This window comes from Pedobacter xixiisoli (assembly GCF_900215335.1).
Taxonomy (GTDB): Bacteria; Bacteroidota; Bacteroidia; order Sphingobacteriales; family Sphingobacteriaceae; genus Pedobacter; species Pedobacter xixiisoli.
In genome coordinates this window covers 1,456,833-1,478,081 of record NZ_OCMT01000001.1, presented here as the reverse complement: position 1 = coordinate 1,478,081, position 21,249 = coordinate 1,456,833, and the positions used below count along the sequence as shown (strand labels likewise).

Here is a 21,249-nt window from a genome sequence, read left to right as displayed (position 1 = left end):
ACTAATTCCTAAAGTTCATAAAATTAAAGCACAATTGGGCTTTCCTAAATCCAACACTACACACAAAACAACATGAAGTTAACTCAGAAAGTATTCTTAGCACTGGCAGTTATATGTTACGGTTTCGTTGCAAATGCACAAGAAACCAAGCAAGCATATACTGTCTATTTAAAGTTGCCAGGTAATGCGGCAAAAACTTATCAATTAACAGATAAAGGCAATGGCGTATTAGCTGCTAGAGAGAACTTACCTCTACAAATTGTACAAAAAACAACCAGCCAAGCTGGTCGTACTAAAATAGAAGTGAAAATTACGGCTCAAGAAACAGTTTACTATAACTTAGAGGAAGTGTTTAGCATTCCTTCTTTTAAACACGCCGATTGTCAATTCTTCTTGCCAGGATTTTGGTACCATAAAAATTTACGCTCGCCAAAAGAAGCACCATCATTTGCTACCAGCGATAGTTGGCAAGTAAGAGAAGATAGGTTGAGTACACCATTAACAGGTATTTTTAATGAAAAAACAGGTGATTATTTTACGGTAATAAGGTTAGATGAATTTAAGAACGAAGCATTAACTACACACAACTCTGGCGAGGTCATCTTAAGCGGCAAAACTTCTATCGGTTTTACTGGATTTAGAAATGTAGAAGGAGCTTCTTCGTTGGTATTCGGATTTCCATTTAGCGAAGCACCAAAAACTTACGTAAGAAAATTAACCTTAATACCGGCGGTAAAAGCATTTGAGAAATTAGCCAAAGGCGAAACCAGAACTTTAGTTTGGGAAGTGAACAGCGGAAAGGCACAAGATTACGGTGATTTCATTGCGAAAGCATGGACTTATTCTTACGATGCCTACCAACCAAAAGCAGTGCAAAACCAATATGCTAATGCAGAAGCAAAAAAAATATTAACCAACTTTTTTGCAGAGAGTTATGTAGATAAGTACGATTTGAAATATTATTCTGGCGTAGAACTACATACTGATGATAGCAAAAGCACAGGCTTAGCTGAAGTTGGTTTTGTGGGTCGTGTATTGTTAAATGCTTACAATGCTTTAGAATATGGCGAACAAAACAATAATCCATCCTTAGTAAAAAACGCGAACGCAATTTTTGATAGTTATTTGGCGAAAGGCTTTACCTCGAATGGTCTTTTTAGGGAAGTAGTTGATTTTGCTCGCAATAAAGAAACAGATGTATATAGTATTCGTCGTCAGTCGGAAACGGTATTTGCTGTTTTAAACTATCTTAACTATGAAAAACAAAAAGGTAGAAAACATCCAGAATGGGAAACCAAAATCAAAGCTTTGTTAGCCAACTTCGCTAAAATTCAAAAAGCAGATGGAAGTTTTCCTAGAAAGTTTGATAACGATTTTCAAATTAAAGATGCTAGTGGAGGCAGTACGCCATCAGCAACATTACCTCTAGCAATGGCTTATGCTTACTTTAAGGATAAGAAATATTTAGAACAAGCTAAACGTACGGCAATATATTTAGAAAAAGAGATTATCGCAAAATCAGATTATTTCTCTTCTACTTTGGATGCTAATTGCGAAGATAAAGAGGCTTCTCTATATGCTTCTACAGCAATGTATTACTTGGCTATGGTAACTAAGGGGAAAGAACAACAGCATTACATTGATCTTTCTTCGAAAGCTGCTTATTTCTGTTTAACTTGGTATTACACTTGGGATGTGCCTTTTGCACAAGGTCAAATGCTTGGCGACGTAGGTTTTAAAACTAGGGGATGGGGAAATGTATCTGTAGAAAATAACCACGTAGATGTTTTCATCTTCGAATTTGCTACGGTACTAGATTGGTTGGCGCAACAAAAGAAAGAAACTAGATTCTCTGATTTTTCTAGCGTAATTAAAAGTTCTATGCTACAGTTAATGCCAGTTAAAGATCACATGTTTAACATCGGTAAAGTTGGTTATTATCCAGAAGTAGTACAACATACCAATTGGGATTATGGTAAAAATGGTAAAGGCTTTTACAACAATATTTTTGCTCCTGGATGGACTGTAGCTTCACTTTGGCAAATGTTAAGCCCAACAAGGGTAGAAGATTTTTTCAAGCAAAATAAAAAATAGTTTCCCAGTATTTAATAAAGCATAAATTATGAAAAATGTAATTGTATTTGCCCTTTTGCTTGGCTTGTTTTCTTGTTCTAAGCCAAAAGAGAAACTTACCTTATTAGATGAAAAAGCTTTTTCTGCTGAGGTGGATGGTAAGAAAGTAGCCCTTTACACATTAGAGTCAAAAAGCGGAATGGTTTTGCAGGTGACCAATTTAGGTCTTCGTGTAGTTTCATTGTGGGCTCCAGATAAAAATGGAAAGTTTGATGATGTTACCGTAGGTTATGAAAACATTGATAGGTACATCAATAATGCTGGTGAACGTTTTCTAGGTCCAATTGTGGGTCGTTATGCCAATAGAGTAGCCAAAGGGAAATTTACTTTAGATGGCAAGGCCTATCAGTTGCCCATCAATAACAACGGACAAACTTTACATGGTGGTTTAAAAGGGTTGGATATGGTAGTTTGGAATGTAGACAGCCTAAACAAAAACACCATTTATTTTTCTTATCTATCACCAAATGGTGAAGAAGGGTTTCCTGGAAACTTGAAAATCAATGTACAATACAGCTTAACAGACGATAACGAATTTAAAATTAATTATCGTGCTACAACAGATGCACCAACCGTGGTAAATTTGTCCAGTCATACATTTTTCAACTTAAAAGGTGAGGCTAATGGAACCATTACAGATCACCTTTTAACTATTTACGCTAGCCATACTACTCCCGTAGATAGCGTTTTAATTCCGACTGGAGAAATTGCATCGGTAGCCAATACGCCATTTGATTTTAGAAAGTCTACAGCAATAGGAGAGCGTATTGATCAGAAAGATCAGCAACTTAAAAATGGTTTAGGTTATGATCATAATTGGGTTTTGGATAAGAAAGGTAAAGATAGCGTACAATTGGCAGCAGAAATTTTTGAGCCAGCTAGTGGTAGGCTAATGCAGATCTATACAGATCAGCCTGGATTGCAGTTTTACAGCGGCAATTTCTTCGACGGCAAAACAAAAGGTAAGTATGGTAAGGCTATTAAATACAGAGAAGCAGTTGCGCTAGAGACACAAAAGTTTCCTGATAGCCCTAACCATCCTAAATTTCCTTCTACAAGGTTAAATCCAGGGGAAGTTTATACGCAAACCTGTATCTATAAATTTTCGGTGAAGTAGAGCACCATTCGTCATTTCGACCGCAGCGAAGTCGCGAAATTCGGGACACGAAATCGTTTAGGCAATTATATTACACGTTGGCGTCCTCGCCAACGTTCAGTAATTAGTCTTTTCGCTTCAATTGTTAGTGTCGTCACCAACAACAGTAAACAGTTTTAATCCATTAGAAAATATCCATAATGTTCGTTATATTGAAATTGAAAAAAACATTAGCCTTTCTTTTACTATTATCAGGATTGATTTTTCCTGTAAAGGTTTTTAGTACCGATCCAACTCCAATTTATTTAGCGGACCCAACAATGTTCTATCACGAAGGTGTCTATTACTTATACGGAACAGGAGATAATAAATCTAATAACGAAGGTTTTGTGGTGCATACTTCAAAAGATTTGAAAACTTGGAGTAAAGCAGTTGGTGCAACTAACGGTTATGCCTTAAAAAAAGGCGATGCTTATGGTAATGCTGGTTTTTGGGCGCCTCAGGTTTTTCACTATCAGAATAAATTCTACATGAGCTACACTGCGGATGAACATATTGCAATAGCCACAAGTGACAGCCCTTTAGGTCCTTTTAAACAAGAGCAGAAGCAACCAATTATTCCAGAGCATAGAAATATTGATTCGTATGTTTTCATAGACGATGATGGAAAAAAGTATCTATATCATGTTATCGTAGCTGATGGAGGAAATCGTATTTACGTCGCAGAAATGGAAGATGATTTTTCTGCAATCCGTAAAAATACACTGACGAAATGTATAGCAGCCGATACGCAATGGGAAAATACCGAAAAAGCAGAATGGACAGTGACAGAAGGACCAACGGTAGTGAAGAAAGACGGACTGTATTATATGATTTACAGTGCTAACGACTTTAGGAGCAAAGATTACGCAGTTGGTTATGCGGTGAGTAAACGTCCATTAGGGCCTTGGAAGAAAGATGAAACAAATCCAATACTCGGCAGACAGCATACCAAGATGAACGGTAGCGGCCACGGCGATCTTTTCAAAGATGCCAAAGGTATTTGGTACTACGTTTTTCATACCCATTTATCAGAAAATAAGGTAGGCCCAAGAAAAACTGCTTTGTTAAAAGTAGCGATGCCTTCTGATAGCTCTCAAAAAGTACAATTTGATGCGAGTGATTTCTACTACTTGCAATCTAACGGAATCAAAAAATAGTTTTCATAAATTATAACTCAAACAAGCTATAGAGATGGAGCGGAGAACGTTTGTAAAGAATTCAGCACTGCTTACGGGAGCATTTTTAATCCCCGAAAACAGTATTTTTGGTAGTGATAGCCAACAAATCATTAATGTAGGAATAATTGGTTGTGGTAATCGTGGTAGGGGGATTATTCACCTCCTCAATCAATTACCAGATAAGTTTAAGGTTACCGCAGTTTGTGATAACCTAGATTTTCGTTTAGGCCAAGCAAAGAAAATTTCCGAACCAAAAACTCGCACTTATACCGATTACCAAAAACTATTAAATGATAAATCTGTGGATGCCGTGGTAGTAGCTTTACCATTAAATCTGCATTATCCTGTTGCTGTAGACGTGCTAAATTCTGGTAGACACCTGTATCTCGAAAAAACAATGACCTATAACATTGAGGAAGCGCTGGCACTGGTTAAGCTGGCGAAGCAAAAGGTGAATCAGGTTTTACAGGTAGGGCATCAATATCGTTACTCGCCGCTATATTATCGTGTAAAAGATATGATTGCCAAAAACCAATTGGGCACAATTTCACAAATAGAATGCAGGTGGGATAGAAATCACGATTGGAGACAGCCAGTGCCCAAAGCTTCGTTAGAACGTCAAATCAATTGGAGAATGTACAAGGCATATTCGGGAGGATTAGTTGCCGAATTGCTGTCACATCAGATAGATTTTATCAATTGGGCTTTTGATACGCATCCGCAAGAAATATTCGCCACTGGTGGGGTAGATATATTTAAGGATGGGAGGGAAACATTCGATAACGTACAAGTTACTGCAAGATACGAAGGCAAACATTCTATGATCGGTAATTTTGGTGCAACCTGTGGCAATTCAAAAGATGGTTTCCTATTCAAGATTAAGGGCACGCTAGGCACCATTTCTTTATTAACTAATGACGGTGTTTTCTATCCAGAAAAAAAAGCTATCATTAAAAATGAAATAGTTGATGGTGTTACCGGAGCATCTAAAATTGGCTGGACCAAAGATGGAGGAATTCCTATTTTAGCTTCTCCTACCGAAGATGGAACTCTGTACGCCTTTAATGAGTTTTATACTTGTATCCAAACCAAAAAGATACCAGATAGTAATGTGATAACTGGAGCTCGTACTGCTATCAGCGTACATTTGGCCAATAATGCGCTGTATGATAAAAAGCCTATGTATTGGTGCGATAGCTATAATTTATCTTGAAGGGAAAGCAATAGGTAGAATGAAAATGAGCAAATTAAATGTTGCATAATCATTTATGAATAGGCCTGTTAGTTTAAGGGTTACCAAGAAAAAAATAGTTTGAATCTTAGTTTTAAAATCGATTTTTTTATTTCTATATTGCTTTCGGATTTAAAAAATACCTTGCTTTTTCTGCATAAGAAAATGATGATGTTTCGTCATCGAAGAATTGATATTTGACACACGGCACTACCTGCAATCTTTATGGGGAGAACACGTACTATACGTACGGTTTCGGTTCCATACTCCGCGAGTTTAACCGTACGTATAGTACGTGTTCTCTGGAGTTGATTGATATAGTCCTATGAAAATACGAAGGATTTTAAATTCTGCCCTGTTTCCTAAAAGAGACAGGGCTTTTTTAATCTAAATTAGTTCCTATGTCAGAAAAACTGAGTCGCCAACAAATATACGACCGTATTAGAGCTACGTCTAAAGACAGTTACGTTCTTGAGGAAATGCAGCGCTTAGGTTTTTGGGAATCTTCAGATACACCAAGTTTATCAGAAGTACTGATTAAACGGGAAGTTGCCGCAAATCAAGAGTTGAACAATCTCTTGGCGCAAGACCGTAAGTATCAAAACCAAGAGGCCATGCTAAAAGAAATGCGGAAAGCCCGTATGAAATTGGCAAAGGAAAAACGTGAACAAACCAAACAAAAGAATAAACAGAAGAAAGACGATAAAGCAGAAGCTTGGAAAGATACACAACAGCAACAAATTGTTTATTTGGGCGAAGGTGTGTCTGGAGGCTTAAATGAAATAGAATCGGCAATTGAAAGCTTGCAGAGATTTAATCTCCCAGTTTTTGAAAATCTCTCTGATTTTGCATCAGCACTTGGAACAGATTTATCTGCCTTGCGATACCTGCTTTACCAAAGAAAAGTCTCTCGAATAAATCACTATCATGCTTTTCAAATTCCTAAAAAATCTGGAGGAAAAAGAACAATAACTGCACCTAAGCAAAAGTTGAAAAGATTGCAGTTATGGGTGTTAGAAAATGTTTTAAATCGTATACAGATTAACCACCATGTTCACGGATTTATAAAGGAACGTTCTATTGTCAGCAATGCGAGGCCGCATCTTCAGAAAGATATTGTCATCAATGTTGATTTAAAGGATTTCTTTCCAAGCATCAGCTATAAGCGGGTAAAGGGATTTTTCCATAAGTTGGGATATTCAGAACAGCTTTCAACGATATTTGCCCTTATTTGCACCTATGCCGAAACTGAAAAAGTGGAAATGGATGGAGTAAATTATTATGTTCAAAAGGGAAATCGTTTTTTGCCACAAGGTTCGCCAGCTAGTCCGGCAATTAGTAATTTGATAGCATATAAACTTGATAAGAAAATTCAGGGATTAGCAGCGAAATTCAATTTTACGTATACCCGTTATGCTGATGATCTGACTTTTTCTACTTCAAAAGAAAATGAAAAAAATATAGCCAGCTTACTATTCTTCCTTAAAAAGATAATAGAGGTCGAAGGATTTGCTATTCATCCTGCCAAAACGCATATTATGCGGAAAGGTAATCTGCAAAAGGTAACTGGCATTGTTGTAAACCAAAAACTAAACGTTCAACGTGTTCAGTTACGTAAGTTCAGGGCCTTATTACATCAAATCGAAAAAGAAGGATGGAAGGATCAAAAATGGGGCAATGCCAAGTATTTAATCAACGCAATTGAGGGTTATATCAACTTTGTGAAAATGGTGAACGAGAGTAAAGCAATGGTTTTTAAAGCCCAATTAACAAGTATTTTAGCTAAACATGGTCATCCACCGGTAGAACAAGCTGTGGTAGAAGAAGAAAGCAAAATTATTGCAGAAGAAAAAGCTACAGAAGTTAAAATAGAAACTCCCTTAAAAACAGATACAGAAGCCAAACAGTACGATTGGTGGAATGTTCTTTAAAACGATTTGCATATGAAACTTATTAAACAAAGCAGGTTATTTTTTAAGGAAGGAAAATCTGATAAAGTCTACGAAATTGACCTCTGCGAACTTTCTACAAACGAGTTCTTAGTAAATTTTAGATACGGAAGACGAGGAAATACACTTAAGGAAGGCACAAAAACTCCATCTGCTCTGCAATTGGATAAAGCCGAAATCCTTTTTGCGGAACTAGAAAATGAAAAGCGAAAAAAGGGGTATCAAACAGAAACAGAAGTGTTTATGGAACTGCCGTCTTTGGATGCCATTGAACCTGATACTTTGAATGGTGTAATTTTACAACGCTTGCAAGATGCCATAGTGGGCAGAAATAGCTTTAAGACCGAATGGAAGACAAGCAGAGTAATTTGGAAAGCAGGCTTGTTGGGTTTGCAAGAGGCTATTCCCTTTATTATAAAGTTAGCTACAAGAGGTAATGAAATGCAAACTTATGCGGCTTTGTACGCTTTAATTAAATTAAATGCTACCACCGCCGAACCTTTGTTTACAGCCTTGGCAAATAACGTGAAGCAAAAAAGTCATATATTAAATGTAGCTTTCGAAGGTCTTTTAACCATTGCTAACGAAACTGAACAGCAAAAGTTATGCAATCAGTTATTAGAGAAACTGCCCACAGAGGTAAGATATGCCATTGAAATAGATGATTTGGAGTTATTAACTGCCGCTTTACATCAAAATACGGAAAATAAAGAAGTAGATCATTTTACATCCATTTATTTATTGTGCAAGATAAAACCGCAAATATTATCCGTATTCAGTGCAGTACTAAAAACTTGGAACTATCGACCTCCATATTTTAAACATTTAAGGGCAATTTATAAGTTAGCGCAACTAAGAAATGATGCTGTAACATTGGCTCTTTTATCTTATGGTTTTGAAAAGCAGCCCGCCATGTTTAGACGAACATATGCGCTAGATTCTAACTCGAGGCCATATTTAACCGTTATTGACCAAGCTGTTAAGGTGGGCGCAGAGCTAAAAAATAAAGATAGTAAATTGGCTTTCTCGCAGTATACTAAAGCTTATTTTCAGAAAAATGCAGTCGATTTTTTAAAACAGACTGCTATTGCTGGGGGTAGCACTGCGTATTTGAAACTTGCGGTGAATATTTTGCTGCAGTATAAAGAAAAAGATTACACCATTGCTCAAGAAAAGCCGTTAAGCGATTATGGAAGGTATGATTACAAGACCAAACTTTATACCTACTATATTGTAAATTATCCAGAATGTTCAGATGCTCTACTGCTTTCAACTATTCTGTTCGGCAATGATTCAGAGCGTAAATTGCAGGCTAACTTAAAGTTTATTACCAATAGTAGAACAGTGGTTAGCTCTAGTTATTATTATAATTCTTCTACTGTTTTTGCGGCACCAGCTCAGAACAGTGGTTTTGTTGATCATACTAGTACAGGTTCTGTAATCGACGCAGCTAAAAATATCTTCAAAAATTTATTTGGGAAAAAAAATGTAGTTCCTCCACCATCTGCGGCTCCAGTTATTCATACTGAAATTGAACAAAAAAATGAGGTTGAAATGCTACCTCGTTTAGAATTATATCCAGAACTTTGGGATGCAATGCCTGAAGCTTATGTGCAATTGCTTATGCAGGCGGAGATGGGTAGGATTCATCTTTTCGCTTATGAAAGGTTAAAAGCTCATCCTAAATTTGAAGAAATTAGCCAACGATTTGACGAACGGGCGATATTACAGTTACTCAATAGTAAATTCGATTTACCAAATAAGTTCGGCTTCGAGATATTGAAAAGCGATGAAAGCAAATTTGCCGGAAAGCTATCTTTTGTGGCTAAAATATTGGGAAGTAATACGGAGCAAGCTAGAAATTGGGCGCAACAATTGGTAAATACAAACAGTGCATTGTATTTCAATGATATTGAATTTGTGCTGACTACACTTTTCAACATCAAGGAAGAAACCAAAAGTTGGATTGATGAAAGGCTACAAATACATGAGTTTTCTGATGAACGGGCACAAGCTATTTTAGGTAAAACCATTGCTGAGCTCTTAAATCTTGAAAATACAGAAGAAAATAATCTTCAAGCCAAAAGCGCCATTAATAGATTGTTTTTAATTGCTCAAGCTCAGGCAGAGAAGCTCAGCTGGACTATTGTAGAGCAGTTGATGGCTTCTTCTTTGAGTAGTAATCAAATTTTAGCCGCAAAAATATTGTTGAGTAAAGTTGAAAATGTTTCGGCTACAGAAATACCCATTACTTTAACTGAAATGTTGTTGCTGAGCGAGTTTGCTGAAGTGAGGGATGGTGGTATAGATTTACTGAACCGATATCCAGACCATTTTTTAAGTCAACATATCCATTTTTTACTCAAGCTGATTGACCAAAGTGATGAACGAATTCTGGATGCCGTTTTTGCTACAATCAACCGACTGGTTGTTCATCAGCCAGAGATAGGAAATACTGTTGTGCCAGCTTTGGTTTATGCTTTAATGCGTAAAGAGAAATTTGAGGGTGCGCATGCTAAGCTGAGCGGGTTTTTGCTGAACCAACTAAAAGGGTATTGGAATACGGGTTTACAGCCAAAAGAAATTACAAAATTAGTTCATGCTCAATATAGAACAAGTCAATTGGCTGGTTACGAAATTTTGAAAGCTTATGCCGATTCTAATCGTTTTTCTTTAAGACAAATCATTTCTTTTGGTAGCCACGAAATTCTGGCAATTCGTCAATGGAGCTGGAATTATTTCAAACAAAATGTGGAACGAATCCGTGAACAGAGAAATCAATCACTTTATTTAACAGATTCCAAATGGGACGACACCAGAGCTTACGCATTTCATTTCTTTAAAACCGAGTTTACAGCTACAGATTGGGATGCAGATACATTAATAAGCATTGTAGATTCGATTAGACCAGATGTAGAGAGTTTTGGTAAAGAGATGATTACGAGGTTTTTTAATGCAGAAAATGCTTTAACGTATTTAACAAAGCTGAGCGAACATCCAAGCGTAAACGTTCAGTCTTTTGTGAGTAGTTACTTATCAACTTACGCTAAAAACCAACCACATTTACTGCAGGAGTTAACCTTTTATTTCCGCTCGGTGCTTACACGTGTCAATAAAGCTAGGGTAGCCAAAAATCGAGTCTTTAGCTTTATATCTGAAGAAGCACTAACTAATCAAGAAACTGCCGCCTGGGCCGTAGGTATTTTAGATGATGTTTCAGCTCAATCTACTGTTCAAGATAAGGCCACTTGTATTGATATTTTAACAAAAATTAAAGCGTATTATCCTGAGTTGGATATGCACCTGACCATCAAAAATTAAGCGCATGTTATTCAATTATAAATACAGTGGAGATACCTCCATCAGTAATGATGCAAACGAAACGGCAATGAATTTTGCACCAGATGCGCTGCGTGAACCCACATTTTTTGTTGGAAAACTAAATAAAAAAATCGCTTTTAGAGAAGCCATTTCAGCCTTGCATGATGTGGTTGTTTCTGATTTACGTTACCAACCAAAGGATAAAACCGAGTATAAGGCTTGGGCAGAAGAACAGGAAAAACTTTGGCTTGGCGAATATATGGCCAACTTTCAGATTGACCAGGTAAGAAATCGTATTGACGAAATTAGAAAAGATCTGAAGTCTATCTATCAAGAGAAAGATAGAGTACTTGGGCCATTTAACAGAGCAAAAAGTAAATACTTCGATTATTTATATAAAAATGATCGTGATGCGTGGATTGTACTAGATCCTGTAATTACTATTCATCCAGACGAGCTTTTTTTCGAATGCTTTAGCCAAGATGAATCATCTTATGGTAAATTGAGCTGTAATTATAACGTGTTTACAGAAATAAGTGATTTTAAGTGTGGTACAACCAATATAGATTATTCTGCAGAGTTGTATGGTGAATTTCAAAAAATAAGAGGTTACAAGGATACTTCATTTAAAATTGATCCCTCTGGATTTGAAACTAAAACCACCAATGAAGAGGTTTACAAAGAAGTAAAAATAGATTTGCCAGATTCTTGGGTACGTGGTTTTTTACAAGTAAGTGCGGCAATGACTTTGCCTGCAACTACTTTCGAATTACATCCGATGGACGTTTTTAGCCTTTGCCAGTATTTACGTCGCTTTAAGGAAACCAATGGTCCGAGAGCATTGCGTTTCATTTTGGAACCAGATAAGCCAGTGCGTTTGGTAGTAGAGCCTTGGTATGAAACCTTGACTTTTCATCGATCTATTTATACAGGTTCAGAAGAAAAAACAATTAGAATTTGGGGTAGGAGGAGATTGATGATTTTGGAACGCTTAATTCCAATTACAAAAAGCTTTAAAGTGGTATTGCTAGGTTCTGGTTTACCTTCGTTTTTTATGGCTGATTTAGGTGATATGACTTTTACGCTTGGTTTATCGGGCTGGACAAATAATGATTGGAGCCGAGCAGGAAACTTTGACTTAATGGCACCTCGTGGTCATGTAGATTTATTAACCAAGCAACAAGTTTTTAATACTTTGAAAGAAACTTGGTTTGCAACTACAGATGAAATTGCAAATAAATCTGGATTAAGTTCTGCAGTAGTATCATCGGCATTAACTGCGTTCACACAAGCTGGGCGAGTGATTTATGATTTGAAAAATGGCGTTTATCGAGTGAGAGAACTGAATCAAGAACCGCTTGATTTTGCTGCTTTACGTTTTGGTAGCGAACAAGAAAAGCTAGCTAACGATTTTATCGTCCAAGATCAGGTAAAAATCGTTACTAGAATAGCTAACGATGTACTAGAGATTAAAGGTAAAGTGAAAACAAAAAATGAGACTTTAAGTACGCTAGCTTTGATTGATAAAGATCAGCGTCTAATAGATGGCGCTTGCGAATGTTCATTTTTTCAGAGTAATAAACTTAAGAAAGGACCTTGCGAGCATATTTTGGCAACCAGAATGATGTTGCAAAATAATAAGATTAGCGTTGCAGCAAATTGATAAATAGTGGTTAGTATTGATATTTTAATCTAACCTCTATCTTTTAGTTAGGTTTCGACAAGTGATATTTCTTTGGTTTTTAATAATTCTTATCCCTAAAACTATTCTTTATATGAGTAAATGATTTTTTTTGATCAAAATTTTTGGTAAATCTATTTTCAACTTTACCATAAGTTAATATTGGCGTAATTTAAAGTAGGTTTTGTAAGGATACTTTTGGCATTGTAGTATTTATAGCAAAATGGCCAAGGATTATACAAAGCTTTCTGATAAATGTTTGATGCTAGAGTGCAGCCAAGATAACCTTAGGGCATTCAATCAACTTTTTGATAGATATTTTGAACCCTTGTATAAATTTTCTCTCAATTATGTGAAAAATATGGAAGCTGCTGAAGAGCTAACCATGGATATGATGCATAACATTTGGAGAAAGCGAAATACCATCGAGATACAAGGAGAAGTAAAGCACTATCTATTTGGTGCCATGAAAAATGTACTCTTCAATTATATCAAGAAAAAGCAAATGGCTACGGTTACTATTGATGAACTTCCTGAAATGACTCAGCTTTCTTCTGAAACCGTTTCGCAAGAAATCGCTTTTAAGGAATTGGAGAAACTGTACCATCAAAAGTTGGAGCAGTTAAGTCCGCAACGTCAAAAAATATTTAGGTTAAGTAGAGAAGAGCAGATGACTTATCCGCAAATTGCCGAAAATATGAATTTATCCATCAACACCATCAAAACCCAAATGTTGATGTCTCTAAAATTCCTTAGAGAAAACATGAGAGAACACGTAGATATGACACTTGTTCTGTTCCTGTATTTATTTTTTTAATTTTTTTCATTTCCACTCACCCTATCGCTTTGTTATCGCTGTCTTTTAAAATGAAGGACAACAATAATGAATTCAGAAGAAGAAAAAATACTGATTAAGAAATACCTAGCTGGCAATTGTAGCCTGCAGGAAATAAAATCAGTAAAAGATATACTCCAGCGCACTGATGCCCAGCAAATCTTTAACCAAATATGGGATGAAGAATGGGTAGATAAAATTACGCCAGAAACTAATAACGCACCACTTTCCCAAAAGCTACGCTGGAAACAAAAGCTAGAACAACGCATTTTTGATGACGCGGCCAAAACTCCCACGGAGGTGATAAAACCTTTTTACCAACGTAATACATTTTGGCGTTATGCTGCGGTGTTAATAATCGGAGTTGTAGGGTTAAGCTTATGGCAATTAAATAACGCTCAAAAAAATGACGAACTACCCCAAGCAATTGCTTTTGAAGAAAAACTAAATCCGCAAGGACAGAGAAGTAAGATTGTGTTGCCAGATAGTTCGACAGTTTATTTAGGCGCCATGAGTAAGTTACGTTTCGTTAAAAATTTCTCAGGTAAAACCAGAGAGGTAGAGCTAGAAGGCGAGGCATTTTTTGAAGTAACCAAGAATCCTCACAAACCATTTATTATCAGAACTGGAAATGTAAGCACGCAAGTTTTAGGTACTTCTTTTAAAATTGATGCTTTTGCAGGTAAGCCGATATCTGTTTTGGTAAGTACGGGGAAAGTACGAGTAGACCGTCACGTAGATAATAGAATTGAACCAATTGCAATGTTATTGCCAGGCGAAACAGTAACCTGGGACGAACATCTTAACAAGAAAACTTTAAACAGTGTAGCAGTTGCTGATGTGTTAGGTTGGAAAGAGGGAAGGCTCTTCTTCAATGAAACCAAGTTGGAAGATATTGCTGAAATTTTGAAACGATGGTATAATGTAGATATCAAAATAAATAGCAAAACCTTGGCAAATAGATTGGTGAAGGTGAATTTAACTACCAACATTTCTATTGCAAAAATCATGAATATTTTAAGTGTAGCCGGTGATTTTCAATATCAAATCAATGGTAAGGAAATCATTATTAAAAACAAGGAAAGGACGACTATGTAATATCTCGACTATGAAATAAAAAACGCCCTCCCTTGAGAGGAGGACGGGAATATCCTAAGGTTGGTTGTTTTCGAAGACGCATCAGCCCCAAGATAAGTAATAGATATCCGCCAATGGCGAAAACCCATAACGATCAAAAATATGCAAAAATTATTACACCTGCATATTTCTTCTCGATATGTAAGGCAGTTGCTTGCACTTGCCCCAAATATGCGAAAGAAATATAGTCGGGTGCTTAAAGACCATCTGTCTACAGATAAAATTTATTTCTATATGAAGTGCTCGTTTCTTCTGATAGCTATCAAACTTGCCTGTGTGGGAGTACTTTTGGCTAATAGTGCACTAGGTCAAAATCTCAATCAAAAAATTAAGCTAAAGTTAGATAACGCAACTTTAGGTACTAGTTTGGCCACCATAGAAAAGCAAAGCAAAGTTCAAATTAATGCTCAAGTTGCGCTGCTAGATAATAGTTCTAAAAAAGTCAATGTTGACGCCGAAATTACCGTGGCAGATGCACTGAAATTAGTTTTGTCGCATACCAACTTGCAATATAAAGTAGTAGAAGGTTACGTGGTAATCACCAAAAAACCAGTGCCTATTGTAATTAACGGTACAGTAATAGATGCCAAAACCAAAGAAACTTTAATCGGTGTTGGTGTAAGAATAAAAGGAGCTAATGTTGCTGCTTCTACAGATACTGATGGTAAATTCAGGTTAACCATACCAGAAGGAGGCGCTACCTTGGTTATTTCTTACATCGGTTACGAAACCAGAGAAATTAAAGTTGATGCCAATACCAAAAATCTGACTATTGCATTAACTGCTTCTTCTACCACATTGGGAGAGGTGGTAGTGCAGGCTCGTAGAAAAGCAAATACAGATATTGCTGTATTGGATGAACGGAAAAATGCCTCTATTATACAGGACGCTATTTCTTCGCAACTGATTGAAAGAACAGGAAGTATCACTACTACACAGGCTTTACAGCGTGTTTCTGGCGTAACTGTTACCGACGATAAATATGTGGCTATCCGTGGTTTGGGAGACAGAAGTGTAATTGGACAATTGAACGGAGTTCGTTTGGCTTCTTCAGATCCAGATAGAAGTACAATTCCGCTAGATTTAGTGCCTGCTTCATTATTGGATAACATCACGATCTATAAAACAGTAACTCCCGATAAGCCAGCAGATGCAGCAGCAGGTATTGTGGAACTGAAAACCAAGTCTGTTCCTGAAAAGGAAACTTTTGAAATTATTGCTCAAACGGGGCTCAACTCTAATGTGGGCATGAATGGCCAGTACAATAGTTTTTGGAACAGCGATATGGGTGCTTTTGGAAATAAAATTAACCAGAAGAATTTAAGTGAAGATTTCAAAAATCTATCGAAGCAATACCCAGGCGGCTTAAGTGCTATACAACAAATGGTTGCCAATAGCAATTATAGTCCTAATGCCTATCAAGAGGTAAGTCGTATCAACGGTATCATGCAGTCTTTTGATCCCGTAATGACCACTCAATTTAGAAAAGCACCACTTAACCAATTGTACTCTGCTACTTACGGAAATAGTTTTGATGTGTTTAAAAAGCACAAGCTAGGCTTGATATTGGGAGGGAATTATTATAGACGAATTACAGATATCAATGGAGGTGATTTGACCCAATATAGTATTTACCAAGGTGTAGTGACTGGAAATCCAGATGTATACAGCTTCCGTAATATTCCAAATTACATTACGCCAAATAGTTTGTATATGGGTAAATATCAAACCTATAAAGAGAACACAGGCGTAGAAACACTTAACTACGGTACTTTGGCAGGTTTAACCTATCGCTTTAATAACCGTAACGAGATCAGTATGCAGTATTTGGGCAGCTGGGGCGGAGAGAGTAAGGCAACCAATCTCTCGGGACGTTACGAATACACTGGTTTGCCAGGCGATGTTTTAACCACTACTAATTCACTAAAACAAACTTTCCGCACACTTAATACCTTTAATCTACAGGGCGAGCATAAGTTTTTTGATAAAGAATTGTCGCCACGTTTAAGCTATAATGTAGCTAGTTCTAACTCAACACAAAATGATCCAGATTTCCGCTTCTCTAGCTTGGCTGATTATATGCCAAGAAACGGAGGTTGGTACAACAGACCTGTAGTTGGTGCTGGTGGTACAGGTAGTACACCCACTTATAGCAAGCATTTGTATGCACTAACGTCTGGCTATGTTAACGGATTTGGTCCCTTTGGGATTATACAGGCCGAGCCCAATGGACGTAGATGGCGTAACCTTGATGAGCAAAACTATAACTACAAAGCAGATTTAAACATTCCTTTTAAGTTATTGGGGCAAACGCAAACCTTTAAAACAGGGGTGAATTACTTGTTCAGAGACCGTTCATTCGCAGAAAATCAGCTTTTTCTGCCAGGCTCTAATTTTACAACAAATAAGGCAGTGCCGTTATACGATGCAGAAGGTAACCTTAACCGTTTAGTAAGCAGCGAATTTATAGGTGTCAAGCTTCCTTCGGCAAACCAGGGAGAAGGGATGATGCCAGTTGGTGGATTCTTGTACAATAGCCAGAAATCGCCAAATAACTACAAAGGTTATTTCGAAACCAATGCTTTTTACGGTATGGTTGATTTGAAGCTCTCCGAGAAATTGCGTGTAGCGGGCGGTGTACGTTTTGAAATGACCAATATAGGTTCTGCGGTAGATACTGCAGATGTGTTTCTAGATCCTTCACTAACAGCAGGTGGAAGTCAGATCCCGTTAAACCCAATTAATCCTAATTCAGTGTACAAAACGGGATACAAGCCTTTCTACTCTGTAAATGCAACGTATACGCTTAATCAGAACATGAATTTTCGTGCGGCCTACAATACTACTTTGGCAAGACCAGAATTAAGGGAGATTACCAATGTATTCGAATTTGATGCCTTTCAAATGGGCTTAGTGGTAGGTAATCCAAACCTTAAAAATCAATTTACCCAAAACTTAGATTTTAGATGGGAATGGTTTCCAGCAAAAGGCGAAGTATTGGCTATTTCTGCTTTTGGGAAGCAAATAGAAAATCAATTGGTAAAGGTATTTAGTTTGCAAACGGCAGGTTTAGCTGCCACTTATCCAGAGTTTCCAACCATACAATTCCAAAATGATCCTAATATTGGTAAGGTTTGGGGAATTGAGTTAGAGGTAGTGAAAAACTTAGGTGCCATGTGGGATCCATTGAAAAACTTCTATTTCGGTTCTAACTTATTATTAGCACAAAGTGAAATCAAGAAAACACCACAACGTTATGAGGCTATACGTTCCCTAGATCGTTATACGCCAAAAAATAGTCCGCTGTTTGAGCAAGCTCCCTATTCTATTAACGCTTATTTAAACTACGATAATCAAAAATCAGGTTCTGATTTTACCATGACTTTTAATGTGGTAGGTGAACGTTTAGTGCAAATTAACCTTACCGGCGAACCTGATCTGTACACCATGCCCGTACCTGTTTTAGATTTTGTGTTTAGCCAACGTTTGAGCAAAAACATCAAGTTTAAAGGCTACGCGAAAAATTTACTGAATCCAGCAATCAAAACTGTTTACGCTAACCCGCAAACTGGGGGTAAATGGTATGGTAACGAATACATTAACCGAAGCTTTAATCGTGGTGCCGAAATTATGTTAGGCTTTACCTATAACCTGTTAAACTAATGAAGAAGATAACCTATAAATTGCTTAGTCTACTTTGTTTAACCTTACTTTTTATGGGGCAAGCCTGTAAAAAAGACAAGGTAGATCATATTTTGGATAACAGGGTGTTGACCGATAATAGAGCCAATTCTACGGCTCGTATCATCAACCTCGGTGGTTTTAACCAAGTAATAGCCAATGGCGATAGCTTGACAAATTTTGTGGTACGAAATAATATTGGACCAGATAGCTATAAATTTCCAGGTACCTCTTATTTTCCTATAGATGGGAGATTGGGCAAAACTTGGAATGTCCCTCAAGATTTATTTGATGCACAGGGAAGCGCAAAATTCGATTTCATGAGTAGGCTATATCAACCAACCTTACTGCCTGATATTAAAGTTGAAGTGAAAAATGATTACAGCAATCCAACTGATTATTTCTTGATGCCAAGCGTGTTTATGACCGGGCAGCCAGAGGTAGTTCCTATTAAGAGAGGAGTGGCTGCACCATCAAAACCAGATCATTTCAAAATCAGGATCGTAAACCTGTCGGGTGAAATTAAAAATAAGGGAAATAATGCCAGCGGTCTTTTGGAAGACTTAACGGGAAGTGTTTCTTTGGCTTTTGCAGATGGAACGTTGGTTGATCCGCAAACGAACAACATTAGTTCGGCTAAACAAAGTTCCGAATACATAGAAATACCTTATGGAACTTACCAGTTTAAAATCTTGATGCAAAATGGCAGACAAATGCCGGCTTTGGGTAGCGAGCTTTATGAGTTTACGCTAATTGATCCACCTACATCTACCATTCCCAACAACTTGATGAATTCTACAGCGCTTACTTATGCGCCTATTCAAACGTACCAACCTGGAGGCATTTACACCATTCTTGTTGCCCCACAGCGTTACAATTATTTAATCAATGAAATTGGCGAAACCTCAGATACTTATCAGAATTCGTTTCAAATCATTAACGACAATAGTGTACCAGCTAACAATACCTATTTTAGGATACATGGTGCCAATGCTTGGGATGCACAGCAGATAAGTTTTCGTTCAAATGGAAAAGTTATTGCCAACAACTTAGATTTCGGTAATGTAAGTGAGTACGCGAATTTTGTACATGGAAACCACACTGTAGAAGCTTTAGATGCCAAAGGGAAAGTAATTGCAAGCGCACAACAAACATTGCGTCCGGCGCAAAACTACACTGCTTGGCTTTATCAAGATCCTTCTGGAGCGGCAAAATTGTTGATCGTTGCTAACGATTTAAGTGGTGCTATTTCTTCTCAAAATACCAACCAAGATGATGCAACATTCGCCAGAACTCAACAGAAATTTTTCTTCTTTAAAAGATTCCTGAATTTCTCTGGTGATAATCCATACATCACCTTCACGTCAAACAATGGACAGCCGGTAGGAGCTGGCAATTCGGCGGTAGGCGTAAATATGCAACCTGGTGTTCCATTATTTGAAAGACCTTTTGCTAGTGGAAGTTATAATCAACCTGCATTTGATTTGATGGTTTACCGCTCTAAACCTAATGTGGTGCCAGGTATTTGGGCTAATGACATCAATAAGCTTAAAAATGACGACTTCATCGCTAAAAAAGAGCTTTACACACAAGCTTCGAGAAAAATCCCAGTACAGGAAGCAGGTATCTATACCATTGCTTTGATTGGCAAAACAGCTGCAACTTCGCTAGCAACCCAAGCTAAAATGATCATTGTTAAACATAACAAATAATGAAAAACGAAAGATTATACCAAAGAAATGAGCTAAGCTTTAGTTTTAGCGCATGGCTTTTAGCACTAAGCTTTTTGCTATTTGCTTCTGGCTGTGTTAAAGTAGAATATAGTAAGATAGATGATCCAGCGTATCTGCGTGTGTTTAATAACCTTAATTATGTGCAAACGCTTGGTAGCAAAGATGATAAAGTCCCATTTCTCTGCATGTTCATCAATCCCGTTGTTGATGCTAATGGAGTACCTACAGGAGCAGAAATTACAGGTGATTTTTTAGATCAGCGTGAGGCTTATGCACCACCATATCCATCGCATATTGGAACCAGTACTTCGGTAAACAATCCAGAATATCCTGGTAAGGAAAATGTATTGGTTGGTCCCATATTAAATGGTTTTGATTTGAGCAGCTGGGCACAGGTTCCTTCTGGAAGAGTACGCATTATGTTTGCCTACCGTCCAAAAAATACCATTCCATTTTTTCAGTTAGAAAATCATTTAAAGAAGGATATCCTGATCGATACTACAATTGATCTTACTACCAAGGAGGTGTATACCTTACATCTTTTGCAAAAAGATTTCGTAACCAAAAAAACAGGGGTTTTATTGCGTCAGGAGAATTTTCATAAACTACCCCTGTCCGACTCGCTTGCTTACGTAAACTTCTATAATATGAGCTCAAAAGGTTTTTGGGAAGCAGATGCATCACTTAAACCAGAGAATTGGAGATTAAGAAGTTTTCAGGGAGGGATGAAGGATGAGATGAATGTATTCTTATCACTATACGAAAGTCAGACAAATCTGGATCATAATAGTCCTACAATCCCAGGTTTTAAGGGGAAATACTTGGCTAACGTTAAGCGTAATACGGAAACTCCGGTAGTGAGTCCATATGCAAGTTTTCCATTGTGGGCAGCTAAAGATGCCAATGGTATTGCAACAAATATCTGGCAGCGTTTCGACTTTTTCATTCCAGGAATGGATATCACCAACAATCCATTTTATGCAGGAAATATTAGTAACGGTGGTAATTGGGTCTCGGTAAATTGTTTGTTTAATGGACAGGTGGGCTTAACCAGTAACGACAACGGGGCCCTCTTGCCCAATTTATTGGTAAATATCCATTCTGGTAAAAACAACCCAGCCACTTTTGCTACTGTAAATACCATAGAGGTGGTAAATGGCCGCGTTTACCTCACTACCATTCAAAGAAAATATCCAGCACCTATTTATTAAGAAGATGATCTCGATAAGAAA

Annotated in this window: 12 protein-coding genes; all 12 read left to right on the top strand. The window is 37.3% G+C overall.

The genetic code is table 11. The annotated features are described in order from the left end of the window. Positions 1-72: 72 nt before the first annotated feature. The 12 genes from CRO54_RS05845 to CRO54_RS05790 all read left to right on the top strand — a co-directional run bounded on the left by CRO54_RS05845 (position 73) and on the right by CRO54_RS05790 (position 21,228). The gene (locus CRO54_RS05845) at positions 73-2,094 is read left to right on the top strand and encodes a hypothetical protein (protein ID WP_097129719.1); all 2,022 of its coding nucleotides are present in this window, start codon (positions 73-75) and stop codon (positions 2,092-2,094) included. A gap of 28 nt (positions 2,095-2,122) precedes the next feature. Next, a complete protein-coding gene (locus CRO54_RS05840; RefSeq protein WP_097129717.1) occupies positions 2,123-3,250 on the top strand; it encodes an aldose epimerase family protein in 1,128 nt (375 codons plus the stop codon). Positions 3,251-3,429: 179 nt separating this feature from the next. After that, on the top strand, positions 3,430-4,428 hold the full coding sequence (locus tag CRO54_RS05835) for a glycoside hydrolase family 43 protein (protein ID WP_097129715.1): 999 nt from the start codon (positions 3,430-3,432) through the stop codon (positions 4,426-4,428). 34 nt (positions 4,429-4,462) lie between these two features. Further along, on the top strand, positions 4,463-5,662 hold the full coding sequence (locus CRO54_RS05830) for a Gfo/Idh/MocA family protein (RefSeq protein ID WP_097129712.1): 1,200 nt from the start codon (positions 4,463-4,465) through the stop codon (positions 5,660-5,662). Between the two features lie 419 nt (positions 5,663-6,081). Continuing rightward, a complete protein-coding gene (locus tag CRO54_RS05825; protein ID WP_097129709.1) occupies positions 6,082-7,611 on the top strand; it encodes a reverse transcriptase family protein in 1,530 nt (509 codons plus the stop codon). Between the two features lie 12 nt (positions 7,612-7,623). Beyond that, positions 7,624-10,950 carry a WGR domain-containing protein gene (locus CRO54_RS05820; protein ID WP_097129706.1) on the top strand — a complete coding sequence of 1,109 codons (3,327 nt, stop codon included), beginning with the start codon at positions 7,624-7,626 and terminating at the stop codon, positions 10,948-10,950. 4 nt (positions 10,951-10,954) lie between these two features. Beyond that, the gene (locus CRO54_RS05815; RefSeq protein ID WP_097129703.1) at positions 10,955-12,613 is read left to right on the top strand and encodes an SWIM zinc finger family protein; all 1,659 of its coding nucleotides are present in this window, start codon (positions 10,955-10,957) and stop codon (positions 12,611-12,613) included. Between the two features lie 241 nt (positions 12,614-12,854). Next, positions 12,855-13,448 carry an RNA polymerase sigma-70 factor gene (locus CRO54_RS05810; protein ID WP_097129701.1) on the top strand — a complete coding sequence of 198 codons (594 nt, stop codon included), beginning with the start codon at positions 12,855-12,857 and terminating at the stop codon, positions 13,446-13,448. 66 nt (positions 13,449-13,514) lie between these two features. Next, on the top strand, positions 13,515-14,564 hold the full coding sequence (locus CRO54_RS05805) for a FecR family protein (RefSeq protein WP_097129699.1): 1,050 nt from the start codon (positions 13,515-13,517) through the stop codon (positions 14,562-14,564). A gap of 141 nt (positions 14,565-14,705) precedes the next feature. After that, positions 14,706-18,266 carry a TonB-dependent receptor gene (locus CRO54_RS05800; RefSeq protein WP_240775026.1) on the top strand — a complete coding sequence of 1,187 codons (3,561 nt, stop codon included), beginning with the start codon at positions 14,706-14,708 and terminating at the stop codon, positions 18,264-18,266. Continuing rightward, on the top strand, positions 18,266-19,996 hold the full coding sequence (locus tag CRO54_RS05795; protein WP_138765757.1) for a DUF4397 domain-containing protein: 1,731 nt from the start codon (positions 18,266-18,268) through the stop codon (positions 19,994-19,996). The genes CRO54_RS05800 and CRO54_RS05795 overlap by 1 nt, the downstream gene beginning before the upstream one ends. Next, positions 19,996-21,228 carry a hypothetical protein gene (locus tag CRO54_RS05790; RefSeq protein ID WP_097129690.1) on the top strand — a complete coding sequence of 411 codons (1,233 nt, stop codon included), beginning with the start codon at positions 19,996-19,998 and terminating at the stop codon, positions 21,226-21,228. The genes CRO54_RS05795 and CRO54_RS05790 overlap by 1 nt, the downstream gene beginning before the upstream one ends. Positions 21,229-21,249: the final 21 nt, after the last annotated feature.